Origin of the sequence: Pedococcus sp. 2YAF34 (assembly GCF_052114585.1) — a bacterium.
Lineage (GTDB): Bacteria > Actinomycetota > Actinomycetes > Actinomycetales > Dermatophilaceae > Pedococcus.
Genome location: NZ_JBFRFA010000006.1, coordinates 103,539 through 116,678, shown reverse-complemented (window position 1 = coordinate 116,678; position 13,140 = coordinate 103,539). Strand labels below are relative to the sequence as shown.

Annotated in this window: 11 protein-coding genes; all 11 read right to left on the bottom strand. The window is 72.7% G+C overall.

Features of this window, described 5'->3' with window-relative positions:
- The 11 genes from xdhB to uraD all read right to left on the bottom strand — a co-directional run bounded on the left by xdhB (window position 1) and on the right by uraD (window position 13,137).
- Window positions 1-2,403, bottom strand: a complete 2,403-nt coding sequence (gene xdhB / locus AB4Z02_RS05455) for a xanthine dehydrogenase molybdopterin binding subunit (RefSeq protein WP_441969900.1) — start codon at window positions 2,401-2,403, stop codon at window positions 1-3.
- Window positions 2,400-3,956, bottom strand: coding sequence for a xanthine dehydrogenase small subunit (locus AB4Z02_RS05450; RefSeq protein ID WP_441969898.1), 1,557 nt, complete (start codon window positions 3,954-3,956; stop codon window positions 2,400-2,402). The genes xdhB and AB4Z02_RS05450 overlap by 4 nt, the downstream gene beginning before the upstream one ends.
- A gap of 234 nt (window positions 3,957-4,190) precedes the next feature.
- A complete protein-coding gene (locus tag AB4Z02_RS05445; protein ID WP_056883078.1) occupies window positions 4,191-5,030 on the bottom strand; it encodes a bifunctional allantoicase/(S)-ureidoglycine aminohydrolase in 840 nt (279 codons plus the stop codon).
- Window positions 5,027-6,367: an allantoinase AllB gene (allB, locus tag AB4Z02_RS05440; protein WP_441969896.1), complete on the bottom strand. Its 1,341-nt coding sequence runs from the start codon at window positions 6,365-6,367 to the stop codon at window positions 5,027-5,029. Before allB ends, AB4Z02_RS05445 begins: the two co-directional genes overlap by 4 nt.
- A gap of 98 nt (window positions 6,368-6,465) precedes the next feature.
- Window positions 6,466-7,362, bottom strand: coding sequence for a fumarylacetoacetate hydrolase family protein (locus tag AB4Z02_RS05435; RefSeq protein ID WP_441969894.1), 897 nt, complete (start codon window positions 7,360-7,362; stop codon window positions 6,466-6,468).
- The gene (locus AB4Z02_RS05430; RefSeq protein WP_056883075.1) at window positions 7,359-8,489 is read right to left on the bottom strand and encodes a glycerate kinase; all 1,131 of its coding nucleotides are present in this window, start codon (window positions 8,487-8,489) and stop codon (window positions 7,359-7,361) included. Before AB4Z02_RS05430 ends, AB4Z02_RS05435 begins: the two co-directional genes overlap by 4 nt.
- Before the next feature lie 8 nt (window positions 8,490-8,497).
- Window positions 8,498-10,276 (bottom strand): glyoxylate carboligase, encoded by a 1,779-nt coding sequence (gene gcl, locus AB4Z02_RS05425; protein ID WP_441969891.1) that lies wholly within the window; start codon window positions 10,274-10,276, stop codon window positions 8,498-8,500.
- A 105-nt stretch (window positions 10,277-10,381) separates the two neighbouring features.
- A complete protein-coding gene (locus AB4Z02_RS05420; RefSeq protein WP_056883073.1) occupies window positions 10,382-11,263 on the bottom strand; it encodes a 2-hydroxy-3-oxopropionate reductase in 882 nt (293 codons plus the stop codon).
- Between the two features lie 40 nt (window positions 11,264-11,303).
- Window positions 11,304-12,137 (bottom strand): hydroxypyruvate isomerase family protein, encoded by an 834-nt coding sequence (locus AB4Z02_RS05415; RefSeq protein ID WP_441969889.1) that lies wholly within the window; start codon window positions 12,135-12,137, stop codon window positions 11,304-11,306.
- Window positions 12,138-12,316: 179 nt separating this feature from the next.
- The gene (gene uraH / locus AB4Z02_RS05410) at window positions 12,317-12,643 is read right to left on the bottom strand and encodes a hydroxyisourate hydrolase (protein WP_056883071.1); all 327 of its coding nucleotides are present in this window, start codon (window positions 12,641-12,643) and stop codon (window positions 12,317-12,319) included.
- Window positions 12,643-13,137, bottom strand: coding sequence for a 2-oxo-4-hydroxy-4-carboxy-5-ureidoimidazoline decarboxylase (uraD, locus tag AB4Z02_RS05405; RefSeq protein WP_441969886.1), 495 nt, complete (start codon window positions 13,135-13,137; stop codon window positions 12,643-12,645). Before uraD ends, uraH begins: the two co-directional genes overlap by 1 nt.
- Window positions 13,138-13,140 lie beyond the last annotated feature (3 nt).

The following is a 13,140-nucleotide window of genomic DNA, read 5'->3' as shown; positions in this document are numbered from 1 at the left end:
TCAGGACCCCGATCGGCCGGCGGGCTCGGCGACCCGCTCGGAGTGCGGGTGCAGCCGCGGCGCCCCGTCGCCGGGCTGGTCCGGCACGTCACCGGGTGCGCCTTGCCGCATCGGGGTCATGTGCGGCGGCTCGGCACCGCCGCGCGCCTCCTCGACGGCCCAGAAGACGGCCTCGGGGGTGGCCGGTGAGGCCAGGTCGATACTCGTCCCGGCCGGCCCGAAGGCGGCCGCGGCCTGGCGCAGCGCCTCACGGACCGAGAACGCCAGCATCAGCGGAGGCTCGCCGACAGCCTTGGAGCCGTAGACCGCCCCGTCCTCGTGCGCCCGGTCGAGCAGGGCCACGTTGAAGACCTCGGGCATCTCCGAGAAGCTCGGCAGCTTGTAGGTGCTCGCAGCCTGGGTCGACAGCCGGCCCCGCGTCGGCCGGTCCGACTCGTCCCAGCGCAGGTCCTCCAGCGTCAGCCACCCCGCACCCTGCACGAACCCGCCCTCGACCTGGCCGATGTCGACCAGCGGCGACAGGCTGTCGCCGACGTCGTGGACGATGTCGACGCGTCGCAGCCGGTAGGCGCCGGTGAACCCGTCGACCTCGACCTCGGCCGCAGCCGCGCCGTACGCGAAGTACTTGAACGGCGAGCCGTGCATCACCGAGGAGTCCCAGTGCAGCCCCTCGGTGCGGTAGAAGCCCGCAGCCCACAGCTGGATCCGCTGGAAGTAGGCCTTGTTCACGAGCTCGGACCACGAGAGCCCCGCGTTGGCCGGGTCCTCGCGCAACGGGCGCAGCCGCTCGAGGATCTGCTCGCAGGCGTCCTTGACGGCACCGCCGTTGAGGTCGGCGCCCGAGCTCGCCGCCGTGGCCGACGTGTTGGGCACCTTGTCGGTGCGCGTCGGCGCGAGCCGCACCATCGACAGCGGGACGCCGAGGGCGGTGGCCGCCACCTGGAGCATCTTGGTGTGCAGCCCCTGACCCATCTCGGTGCCACCGTGGGTGATGAGCACCGAGCCGTCCTTGTAGACGTGGACCAGCGCGCCCGCCTGGTTGAAGGCGGTGAAGTTGAAGGAGATCCCGAACTTCACGGGCGTGATGGCCAGCCCGCGCTTGGAGTCCTCGTGCGCGTCGTTGTACTCCGCCACCTCGCGCCACCGCGCGGCCAGGTCGCCGGTCTCGACGACCTGGTCCCAGCACCACCCGGCCCGCTCGGGCTGCCGGACCGGCTGGCCGTACGGCGTGTCCTGCCCGTCGCGGTAGAAGTTGCGACGGCGCAGGTCGGCGGCGTCCATGCCGAGCAGCGGCGCACACCGGCCCAGGATGTCCTCCGTGACGAGCATGCCCTGGGGACCGCCGAACCCGCGGAAGGCCGTCTGCGAGGTCTTGTGCGTCCTGGCGATCCGGCCGTTCACGCGGACGTTGGGGATCCAGTAGGCGTTGTCGATGTGGCAGAGCGCGCGCGCCAGCACCGGCTCGGAGAGGTCGAGGCTCCAGCCGCCGTCACTGGTCAGCGTGGCGTCGAGGGCCTGCAGCATCCCGGTGTCGTCGAAGGCGACCCGCCACTGCGCGTGGAACCCGTGGCGCTTGCCCGACATCGTCATGTCCTGCGCCCGCGAGAGGCGAAGGCGCACCGGGCGACCGGTGAGGGTCGCACCCAGGGCCGCGATCGCGGCATACCCGTGGGGCTGCATCTCCTTGCCCCCGAAGCCGCCGCCCATGCGCAGGCACTGCACGGTGACGGCGTGGCTCGGCAGGCCGAGGACGTGCGCGACGATGTCCTGGGTCTCGGTCGGGTGCTGGGTGCTGCACTGCACGAAGACCTGGCCGTTCTCGTCGACCTGGGCCAGCGAGGAGTGCGTCTCGAGGTAGAAGTGCTCCTGGCCGGCGAACTCGAACTCGCCGCTGAAGACGTGCGGCGCCTCCTCGAACGCCGCGTCAACCTGACCCCGCTCCATGGTGGGCTGGCCGCCCTGGAAGCTCTGCGCCGCAATGGCTTCCGTCACCGTGACAAGGGACGGCAGCGGCTCGTAGTCGACCTCGACCGCCAGCGAACCGAGTCGCGCTGCCTCGAGCGTCTCGCCCAGCACCCAGCAGACGGAGTGCCCGTAGAACATGACCTCGGAGGGGAACAGCGGCTCGTCGTGCTTGACCCCGGCGTCGTTGACCCCGGGCACGTCGTCGGCCGTGAGGACACGCACCACGCCGGGGACTGCGAGCGCAGGGGTCACGTCGAGCCGGGTGACGCGCGCGTGGGCGTGGGGCGCCTGGACCGGGTGGGCGTGCAGCGCGCCGGGCGTGCGGCCCACGAGGTCGTCGGTGTAGAGCGCTTGGCCGGTGACGTGCAGGGCGGCCGCCTCGTGCGGGATCGACTCCCCCACCACGGGGTTCGCCGGTCGGTCCGAGAGCGAGCTCATGCTCCCACCTCCTGCGGGGTCGCGGTGTCGGCGTGCAGCTTGAGCAGGGCGGTGCCGAGCGTCGCCGCCCGGTAGGCCGCGCTGGCCCGGTGGTCGTCCATGGGTGTGCCCTCGGTGCGCATCACCGCAGCGGCGGCACGGGCGGTCTCACGGGTCCACGGACGGCCCTCGAGCGCGCCCTCGGTGGCGAGCGCGCGGATCGGTGTCGCAGCGACGCCGCCGAGCCCGATGCGGGCCTTGGCCACCACGCCGTCGACCACGTCGAGGGCAAACCCGACTGCCACGCTGGAGATGTCGTCGAACCGGCGCTTGGCGATCTTGTGGAACGCCGTGGTCCCACTGAGCGGCAAGGGGACCCGCACGGCGCGGATCAGCTCCCCGGGCTCGCGGACGCTCTGGCGGTAGCCGGTGAAGTAGTCGGCGAGCGGCACGATCCGCTCCCCACCGGAGGAGGCCAGCACGACGTCGGCCTCGAGGGCGAGCAGGGCCGGCGGGGTGTCGCCGATGGGCGAGCCCGTGCCGAGGTTGCCGCCGATCGTGGCGCCGTTGCGGATGAGCCGCGAGGCGAACTGCGGGAAGAGCCGGTCCAGCAACGGGATCCGTCCCGCCAGGCCGCGCTCGACCTCCGACAGGCTGAGGGCCGCGCCGATCTCGACGACGTCGTCGCCGAGCTCCAGCGTGCGGAGCTCCGGCAGGCGGTCGATGCCGATCGCGAACTCGGCCCGTGAGCCGCGCAGGTTGGTCTCGACGCCCCAGTCGGTCGAGCCGGCGACGAGGACGGCGTCGGGGTGCTCGGCCAGCAGGGCCAGGGCCTCGGCGAGGTCACCCGGACGGGCGTAGGTGCCACTGGCCCCGGTGAGGCGGGTGGCCGCCGCGGCCGGGGCCGGCTCGCGCACGCGGGCGGCGAACGGGTCGCCCTCCTCGGGGCTGCCAAGGGCGTAGGCGGCGTCGCGGATGGGGCGGTACCCGGTACAGCGGCACAGGTTGCCCGACAGGGCGTGCAGGTCGAACCCGTTGGGACCGCACTCGTGGGCGTCGTGGCCACCGTCGTGGCCGGAACCCTCGGCTGGTGGGCGGTCACCGTTCCGGGACGCGGCCGGGACGGGGTTGCGGTCGGGGTTGCGGCCGGGGCTGCGGTCGGGGCGGTAGAACTCGGCCGCCATGCTGCAGACGAACCCGGGTGTGCAGTAACCGCACTGGGACCCGCCACGGACTGCCATCTCACGCTGCACCGGGTGCAGCGCCTCAGGCGTGCCGAGGCCCTCCGCGGTGACGACCTCCTGGCCGTCGAGGGCAGCGGCCGGGACCAGGCAGGCGTTGACCGCGGTCCAGCGGGTGCCGCCGTCGCCGTCGGGCCGGGCGACCATGACGGAGCAGGCACCGCACTCGCCCTCGGCGCAACCCTCCTTCGCGCCGGTCAGCCCCTGGTCGCGGAGCCAGTCCAGGGCGTTGGTCGCCGGGTCGGTGCCCACCAGGGAGCAGGGCGCCCCGTTGACCGTGACCCGGAGTTCAACCCGGTGTCCGCCGCCGTCGTGTCCGTCGTTCGCAGCCATCGCGCGCTCCCGTCCCCCGTCGTTGGGGTCCATCATCCACCAGCCCGTGCGGGCGGGTGCATGGTTGCGGTGCGTGGGGCGGGCCGTCGGTTATCCATGCAGAACAACGGTCGCCGGAGGTTCCGACGACGGTAACGCTCAACAAACTGTTGAATCAAGGGTTTGGGGAGCGGGATCTCGTCCCATGGGATCCCGCTCCCGCACCGGCCGCTGCCGGCGGCCGGTTCCACCCGGTCAGAGCAGTTGCCGGCTCAGCACCGCGTGTCGGTTGACGTCCTTGTACAGCAGGTAGCGGAACCGTCCGGGACCTCCTGCATAGCAGGCCTGCGGGCAGAACGCCCGCAGCCACATGAAGTCGCCCTCCTGCACCTCGACCCAGTCGTTGTTGAGCAGGTAGACGGCCTTGCCCTCGAGGACGTAGAGCCCGTGCTCCATGACGTGGGTCTCGGGGAACGGGATCGCGCCACCGGGCTCGAAGTTGACGATGTTGACGTGCATGTCGTGGCGAACGTCCATCGGGTCGACGAACCGCTGCGTCGTCCAGGCGCCGTCGGTGTCGGGCATCTCGCCGCCCACGACGTCCGCCTCGTTGGTCACGAACGCCTCGGGCACCTCGATGCCGTCGACCCGCTGGTAGGCCTTGCGCACCCAGTGGAAGGTCGCCGCCGCGTCGCCGGTGTTGTGCAGGGTCCAGCGCTGGCCGGGAGGCAGGAACGCGTAGCCGCCGGGCGCCAGCTCGTGGGTGTCGTCGTCGAGGGTCAGCGTCAGCGTCCCGCCGACGACGAAGAGCACGCCCTCGGCGCCCGGGTCGAGCTCGGGGCGGTCGGAGCCACCGCCCGGCTGCACCTCGACGATGTACTGGGAGAACGTCTCCGCGAACCCGGACAGCGGCCGCGCGATGACCCACAACCGGGTCTGCTCCCAGAAGGGCAGCTGGCTGGTGACGATGTCCGTCATCGTCCCGCGCGGCAGGACGGCATACGCCTCGGTGAAGACCGCACGGTCGGTGGTGAGCTGCGTCTGCGGCGGCAGGCCCCCCGTGGGCACGTGGTAGCGGGGCGGGGTGGCGGTCATGGCTGTCCTCTCCTCAGGAGCTGCCCCCGGGGGGCGGCGCCGGTGTCGACGGGGGTGCCGTGCAGCCAGGTCTGGCGCACGACCCCGGTGAGCTCGCGGCCGGCGTACGCCGACACGGGGTTCTTGTGGTGCAGGGCGGTGACGTCGACGGTGAACCGCTCGTCGGGCGCGAAGACGACGAGGTCGGCGGTGGCACCCACCTCGATGCGGCCGCGGTCGTGCAGGCCCACCTGGTCGGCGGTGTTGCGGCCCATCCAGCGCACGACGTCGACGAGGTCGTGTCCGCGCTCGCGCGCCTCGGACCAGATCGCCGGCAGCCCGAGCTGGAGGCCGGCGATGCCACCCCACGCCTGGGCGAAGTCGCCCACGTCGAGCAGCTTGAGGTCGGCCGTGCTCGGCGAGTGGTCGGACACGATGGTCGCGATGGTCCCGTCGGCCAGTCCCTGCCACAGCCGGTCGCGGTTCTCGTGCTCGCGGATCGGCGGGCAGCACTTGAACTGGGTGGCGCCGTCGGGGATGCCCTCGGCCTCCAGCGTGAGGTAGTGCGGGCAGGTCTCGACGGAAAGCGACAGGCCCTCTGCGCGGGCGTCGGCCAGCATCGGCAGGGCGTCGGCGTCCGACAGGTGCAGGATGTGCGCCCGCCCACCGGTGTCGCGCACGGCGTCGACGACGGTGCGGATGGCCCGCTCCTCGGCCTCGCGCGGCCGGGAGCCGAGGAAGTCGGCATACGCCCGGCCGCCCTGCGACACCGAGGCGTCGATGGTCTCGGCGTCCTCGGCGTGGACGATGAGCAGCCCGTCGAAGGACGCGATCTCGGCGAGGGCCGCACGCATCTCGGGGGTCGTGAGGTGGGGGAACTCGTCGACCCCGGAATGGAGCAGGAAGCACTTGAAGCCGAAGACGCCCGCCTCGTGCAGCGGTCGCAGGTCCTCGACGTTGCCCGGTATGGCGCCGCCCCAGAACCCCACGTCGACCCAGGCCTGGTCGCGCGCCACCTCCTGCTTGGTGCGCAGCGCCTCGACCGTCGTGGTGGGCGGGATGCTGTTGAGCGGCATGTCGACGATGGTCGTGACGCCGCCGGCCGCTGCGGCCCGGGTGGCGCTGGCGAAGCCCTCCCAGTCGGTGCGTCCCGGCTCGTTGACGTGCACGTGGGTGTCGACCAGGCCGGGCAGCAGCACCTCGTCCGGGGCGAGCTCCACGACGCGGGTGCCGTTGGCGACCTCGGCGTCGAACGCCTCCACCGCCACGACCCTGCCGTGCGACGCCACGACCGTCGCCGCCACCTCGCGGTCGCCCACGACCGCCCGCCGGGCCCGGAACGCCACCTGCTCGGTCACGCGGCTCCTCTCGCTCGACCGCTCCGGGGTCCCCGGTGCGCGGCTGCCTGCCATGTGACTGCCTGTCACGTCGCTGCCTGTCATGTAACCAGTACCGGTCATCCTGCCGCTGCCTCCTCGTCGAGGGCCACGGGGGCATCCGGGTCGACGACCCGGGTCCGCTGCCGTCCGAGCACACCGCCGTCGGCCTCGACCACCTGGCCATGGCGCAGGTAGGGCCGGGGCTCGGGCCTGCCCATCGCCACACCGGCGGGCGTGCCGGTGAGGACGACGTCGCCGGCCTCGAGCGTCATCAGGCCGCTGCTGTAGCAGAGCAGCTCGCCCACCCCGAAGACCATGTCCGACGTGCGGCCGTCCTGCCGCAGGTCGCCGTCGACGGTGAGCCGCAGGCGCACCGCGCCGGGTCCACCCTGGCCGAGCTCGTCGGGTGTGACCACCCACGGCCCCAGCGGGCAGAACGTGTCGGCCGACTTCCCCTTGGTCCAGGTGCCGCCGCGCTCGAGCTGCAGGGCCCGGTCGGAGACGTCCTGCGCGAGCACGTAGCCGGCCACGGCGCTCAGCGCGGCGCGGGGGTCCGTGACCCCACGCAGAGTCCGCCCGAGCACCACGCCGAGCTCGACCTCGTAGTCGGTGGTGGTCGAGCCGGGCAGCATGACCACGTCGTCGGTCGGCCCGCTCACCGAGGTCGGCGCCTTGAGGAAGACCACCGGCTCGGTCGGCAGCGACATCCCCGCCTCGGCCGCGTGGTCGCGGTAGTTGAGCCCGATGCCGACGACCTTGCCCGGACGGGTGATCGGCGCCCCGAACCGGCACTTCTCCGCCGCGCCGACGGGTCCGGCCAGGACCGGGAGCGTGGACGGGTCCACGCTGCCCAGCGACCCCAGGAAGGCTGCATCGATCTCGTCGGTCAGGGGTCTGAGGTCGAACAACGTCCCGTCTGCGGCGACCACGGCGGGCCGCTCCGCGCCGGCGGCGCCGACGCGCGCGATCCTCACGACGCACCACCGAGGTGCTCGCGGGCGATGCGCGCGCCGATCCGTTCGAGGAGGGGTCCCGGCCGCTCGAACGCCTCGCGCTCGTCGGCGGCCTCGGTCAGGAGCGGGTATGCGGCCGCGATGCCTGCCGCGCGCAGCCTCGCCTCGTCGAGGGTCACCCGCCCCGCGACCGCGACCACCGGCACACCCTTGTCGCGAGCCATGGCGGCCACCGCCGTGGGGGCCTTCCCGTGCAGGCTCTGCTCGTCGAGCGAGCCCTCGCCGGTGACCACGAGGTCGGTCGCACCCACGGCGTCGGCGAGGCCCGTCAGCTCGGCCACCAGCTCGGCGCCGGCCTGCATCCGGGCGCCCAGCACGGCCAGCAGGGCGAAGCCCACCCCACCCGCCGCCCCCGCGCCGGGCTGGTCGCGCAGGTCACGGCCGGTCCGCTCGGCCACCACGTCGGCCCAGGCCGACAGGGCCAGGTCGAGGGCGCGGACGTCCTCAGGGCCGGCGCCCTTCTGTGGGCCGTAGACGGCCGCAGCGCCGTGCGGGCCCGTCAGCGGGTTGTCGACGTCGCAGGCGACGACCAGCTCTGCGTCAGCGAGCCCGGGGTGGAGCTCGGAGAGGTCGAGGGAGACCGCCTCGACCAGCGCGGCACCACCCGGGTGCAGGGCACGGCCACGCGGCCCGCTGATGCGCGCCCCGAGGCCCTCGAGCAGCCCCGCGCCCCCGTCGGTGCTGGCACTCCCACCGATCCCGACGACGATGCGGCGGCAGCCTGCGTCCAGGGCCGCGGCCACGAGCTCGCCGGTGCCACGGCTCGTCGCAGCGAGCGGGGCCAGCTGCCCCTCGCCGAGCCGGGCCAGCCCCGACACCTCGGCGAGCTCGACGACGGCCTCGTCCCCGCGGCGCCCGTAGGCGGCCCAGCACGGCATACCGGTCGGGCCGGTCGCGCGCACGGGCACCCGCTCGAACCCTGCCGCCTCGGCCGCGGCCAGCGTCCCGTCGCCCCCGTCGGCGACGGGGACGACGGACACCTCGAGCCCCGGGACGACCGAGCGGAGCCCGACCTCGAGGTGGGTCGCCACCTCGGCCGCGGTGAGCGTGCCCTTGAACTTGTCGGGGGCGAGCAGGACGCGGGGCACGGACGACCTCAGTCCAGGTTGGCGAACAGCGCGGTCGGGGCGTGGTCACCGTGCTCGGCCAACTCCTCGAACTCGGTGACGTTCGCGATCGAGGTGCCCATGGAGACGTTGGTGACCCGCTCGAGGATGACCTCGACGACGACGGGCACGCGGTACTCGTGCGCCATCACCTGCGCCTTCTCGAGCGCGGGCAGGATCTCGTCGGGGTCGGTGACGCGGATCGCCTTGCAGCCCAGTCCCTCGACGACCTTGACGTGGTCGACGCCATAGCCACCGACCTCGGGGCTGTTGAGGTTGTCGAAGGACAGCTGCACGCAGTAGTCCATGTCGAAGCCGCGCTGGCTCTGCCGGATGAGGCCGAGGTAGGCGTTGTTCACCAGGACGTGGACGTAGGGGACGTTGAACTGCGCCCCGACCGCCAGCTCCTCCATCATGAACTGGAAGTCGTAGTCGCCCGACAGGGCGACGACGGTCTCGTCCGGGCGGGCGGTGGCGACGCCGATCGCCGCCGGCACCGTCCAGCCGAGCGGGCCGGCCTGGCCGGCGTTGATCCAGTGCCGGTCCTTGTAGACGTGGAGCAGCTGTGCGGCCTGGATCTGGGACAGGCCGATGGTCGAGACGTAGCGGACGTCGCGGCTGAACGCGCGGTTCATCTCCTGGTAGACGCGCTGCGGCTTGATCGGCGTGACGTCGAAGCTGGTGCGCCGCAACAGGGTCCGCTTGCGGTCCTGGCAGGCCTGCGCCCAGGTCGACCGGTCCTTCAGCCGCCCGGCGTCCTTGCGCTCACGGGCCGCGGCCACGAACAGCTCCAGGGCAGCCTTGGCGTCGGAGACGATGCCGTAGTCCGGGGCGAAGACGCGGCCGATCTGGGTCGGCTCGATGTCGACGTGGACGAAGGTGCGCCCGGCCGTGTAGGTCTCGAGGTCGCCGGTGTGGCGGTTGGCCCAGCGGTTGCCGATGCCGAGGACGACATCTGCCTCGAGCATGGTCGCGTTGCCGTAGCGGTGGCTCGTCTGCAGGCCGACCATGCCGGCATTGAGCCGGTGGTCGTCCGGGATGGCGCCCCAGCCCATGAGGGTCGGGACCACCGGGACGCCGGTCAGCTCGGCGAGCTCGACCAGCAGGTCGGCCGCGTCCGCGTTGATGACCCCGCCGCCGGCGACGATGAGCGGCTTGTCCCCCGCCTCGAGCAGGTCGAGCGCCTTCTCGACCTGCGCCCGGGTCGCGGCCGGCTTGTAGACCGGTAGCGGCTCGTAGGTCTCGACGTCGAACTCGATCTCGGCCATCTGCACGTCGATCGGCAGGTCGATGAGCACCGGGCCCGGGCGACCTGACCGCATGAGGTGGAACGCCTGCTGGAACGTCCCCGGCACCTGGGCCGGCTCGAGCACCGTGACCGCCATCTTGGTGAGCGGCTTCGCGATCGAGGCGATGTCGACCGCCTGGAAGTCCTCCTTGTGCAGCTTGGCCACCGGCGCCTGCCCGGTGATGCACAGGATCGGGATCGAGTCGGCGCTGGCCGAGTAGAGCCCGGTGATCATGTCGGTGCCGGCCGGGCCGGAGGTGCCGACGCAGACGCCGATGTTGCCCGCCTTGGCGCGGGTGTAGCCCTCCGCCATGTGCGAGGCGCCCTCGACGTGCCGGGCCAGCGTGTGGTGCAGGCCGCCGCCCGTCTTCATCGCCTTGTAGAAGGGGTTGATCGCGGCCCCGGGCAGGCCGAAGAGGTGGGTCACCCCTTCCTTCTTGAGGATCTCGACGGCCGCCTGGGCCGCGGTCATACGTGCCATGGGACTGCTCCTGGTTCGTGACGCTCCCCCGGGTCGAGGTATTCAGCTACTGGATTCCGGTAGGGGAATACCTCGAACGAGGAGAAGCTGGGAAGGACGGATGAGTCAGGCGAGACGCCCGGAGAGCCGCTCGACGCCGCGCAGCAGCGCGGAGTGGTCGAGGCCGCCGTCGCCGTTGGCGCGGGCGGAGGCCATCAGCTGCGCCACGAGGGCGCCGAGGGGTACGACGACACCGGCCTCGCGCGCCGCCGACGTCACGATGCCCATGTCCTTGTGGTGCAGGTCGATCCGGAAGCCCGGCGTGAAGTCGTGCTTGGCCATGTTGCCCCGCTTCTGGTCGAGCACCTTCGAGCCGGCGAGGCCGCCACCGAGGACGTCGAGCGCCGCCTCGAGGTCGACGTCGTAGGCGTCGAGGAACGTCACTGCCTCGGCGAGGGCCTGGATGTTGGCGGCGACGATGAGCTGGTTGGCGGCCTTGACCGTCTGACCGGCGCCGTTGCCGCCCACGTGGACGACCGTCTTGCCGACGACGTCGAACAGCGGCTTGGCCTCCTCGAAGTCGGCGCCGTCGCCCCCGACCATGATCGACAGGGCGGCGTTCTTCGCCCCGGCCTCGCCACCGGAGACCGGCGCGTCGAGGAGGCGGAAACCCTTGTCCCTGGCCGTCTTGGCGAGCTCGGCCGTGACGTCGGGGCGGATGCTGGAGAAGTCGATGACGAGCGTCCCGGGCCTGGCGTGGTCGAAGACGCCGCCCTCCCCGGTGAGGACGTCCTGGACGTCGGGGCTGTCGGGCACCATGACGGCGACGACGTCGACGTCCTTGACCGCCTCGGCGATGTCGGCAGCCGCGCGGCCACCGGCCTCGACCAGGGGCTTGGTCTTGTCGGGGTGCAGGTTGTAGCCGACGACGTCGTGGCCGGCCTGCTGCAGGTGGACGGCCATGGGGCTGCCCATGATGCCGAGTCCGATGAAGGCGATGCTGGTCATGTCGTTCTCCTCGAAGGGTTCTCGTCGTCAGTTCTGGTCGTCAGCTCGCGCGGCGGCGCTCGCGCGGGAGCCACGCCAGGCTCTCGGGGGTGGTCGCGGTGGTGGGCTTGTACTCCAGGCCCACCCACCCGGCATACCCGCGCTGCGCGAGGTCGCCGAGGTGGTGCTGGAGGTCGAGCTCCCCGGTGCCCGGCTCGCCGCGGCCGGGGAAGTCGGCGACCTGGACGTGCAGCGTGCGGTCGGCGTACGCCGCGATGGCGCCGTCCACGTCGTCCCCGTTGGCCGCGAGGTGGAACAGGTCGAGCAGGAAGCCCACGTTGGCCGCACCCGTGCCGCGCACGTCGTCGACGACGGCGACCGCGTCGGCGGCGGTGCGCAGCGGGTAGGGCTTGGGGCCGCTCACGGCCTCGACCAGGACGCTGGCACCGATCCGGTCGGCCGCCTTGGCGGCGGCGGCGATCGACTCACGGCCGAGCTCGTCCTGCTGCTCCGGGCTCGCGCCGTCGACCCGGTTGCCGACGAGGGCGTTGAACGCCTCGACGCCCAGCTGATCCCCGATGCCGACCGTGACGTCGACGTTGTCGCGGAACTGCTGCACGCGGTCCGGCACGGACAGCACCCCGCAGTCGGGCCCGGCCAGGTCGCCGGCGAAGAAGTTGAGCCCGACCAGGTGGACGCCGGCGTCGCGGACGGCCGTCACGAACGCGTCGACCTCGGTGTCCGACGGGACGGGCTGGTCCGGCCAGGGCCACCAGAACTCGACGGCGTCGAACCCCGCCGCCTTCGCCGCCGCCGGGCGCTGCAGCAGCGGCACCTCGGTGAACAGCAGCGAGCAGTTGGCCTCGTAGCGCAGTCCGTGGTCGGGAGTCGTCATGGTGATCAGTCCGTTCGTTTTCCGTATTGCGGAATCCTTTTTCCAACTAGTGAGAGAGTAGGAGTCGGCCGCCGACGCCGTCAACGGTCGCCGGCCCCCGTCTCACGCTGCGGCCGGATATATCCGCAGGCCGCCTCGGCGCGGCCCGGGTGTGCCCCGCGGCCGCGCCGAGGTGACGGTCAGCTCCCCCGGTAGGTGCTGTAGCCGTACGGGTTGAGCAGCACCGGCACGTGGTAGTGAGCCTCGGCGTCGGCCACGGTGAACACCACGACGACCTCGGGGTAGAAGCCGGTCGTCCCCTGCGCGGCGAAGTAGTCGCCGGAGGCGAACCGCAGCCGGTAGTCGCCCGCGTCGAGCCGCTCGGGCCCGATCGAGCCGACCCTGCCGTCGCTGTCCGTGGCCGCGGCGCCGAGGGGCTCACCTGCGGCCGTCTCGAGCCGGACCCCCACCCCCTGCGCGGGACGGCCGAGGCTGGTGTCGAGGACGTGCGTGCTGAGGGTCCCCATCAGGAGGCCACCTCCCGGAGTCGGAGCAGCGCGATCTCGCGCAGCTGGCTGACGGTCTCGTCGCGCTCGGTGGCGTCGTCGTTGCCGAGCCGCCGGTCGAGCTCGGCCAGCACCTCGGGAGCCGACCGGCCGGCGGCCCGGATGATGAACACCCGCCCGAAGCGCCGTTCGTACTGCGCATTGCCCTCGGCCAGGGCACGCGCCACCCCCGCGTCGGACCGGTCGACCCCGGACTGCTCGCGTGCGCTCGCCTCGGCGTGGTGGGCGGGCGAGGACGCCCGCTCACCGATGCGCGGGTGTCCCGCGAGCGCCTCGTCGAGCTCGCCGTCACCGAGCGAGCCCGCCGCCGCGGTGGCGGCCGACTCGAGGTCGGGCCACGCGGCATACGGGCGGCCGTCACGGACGGCGGCCACCCACCGCGGCACCGGGAGGCACCGGGTGAGCACCGCGTCCGCGTCCTGCGGCGGCAGCTCGTTGAACTCGGCCAGGGTCATGCC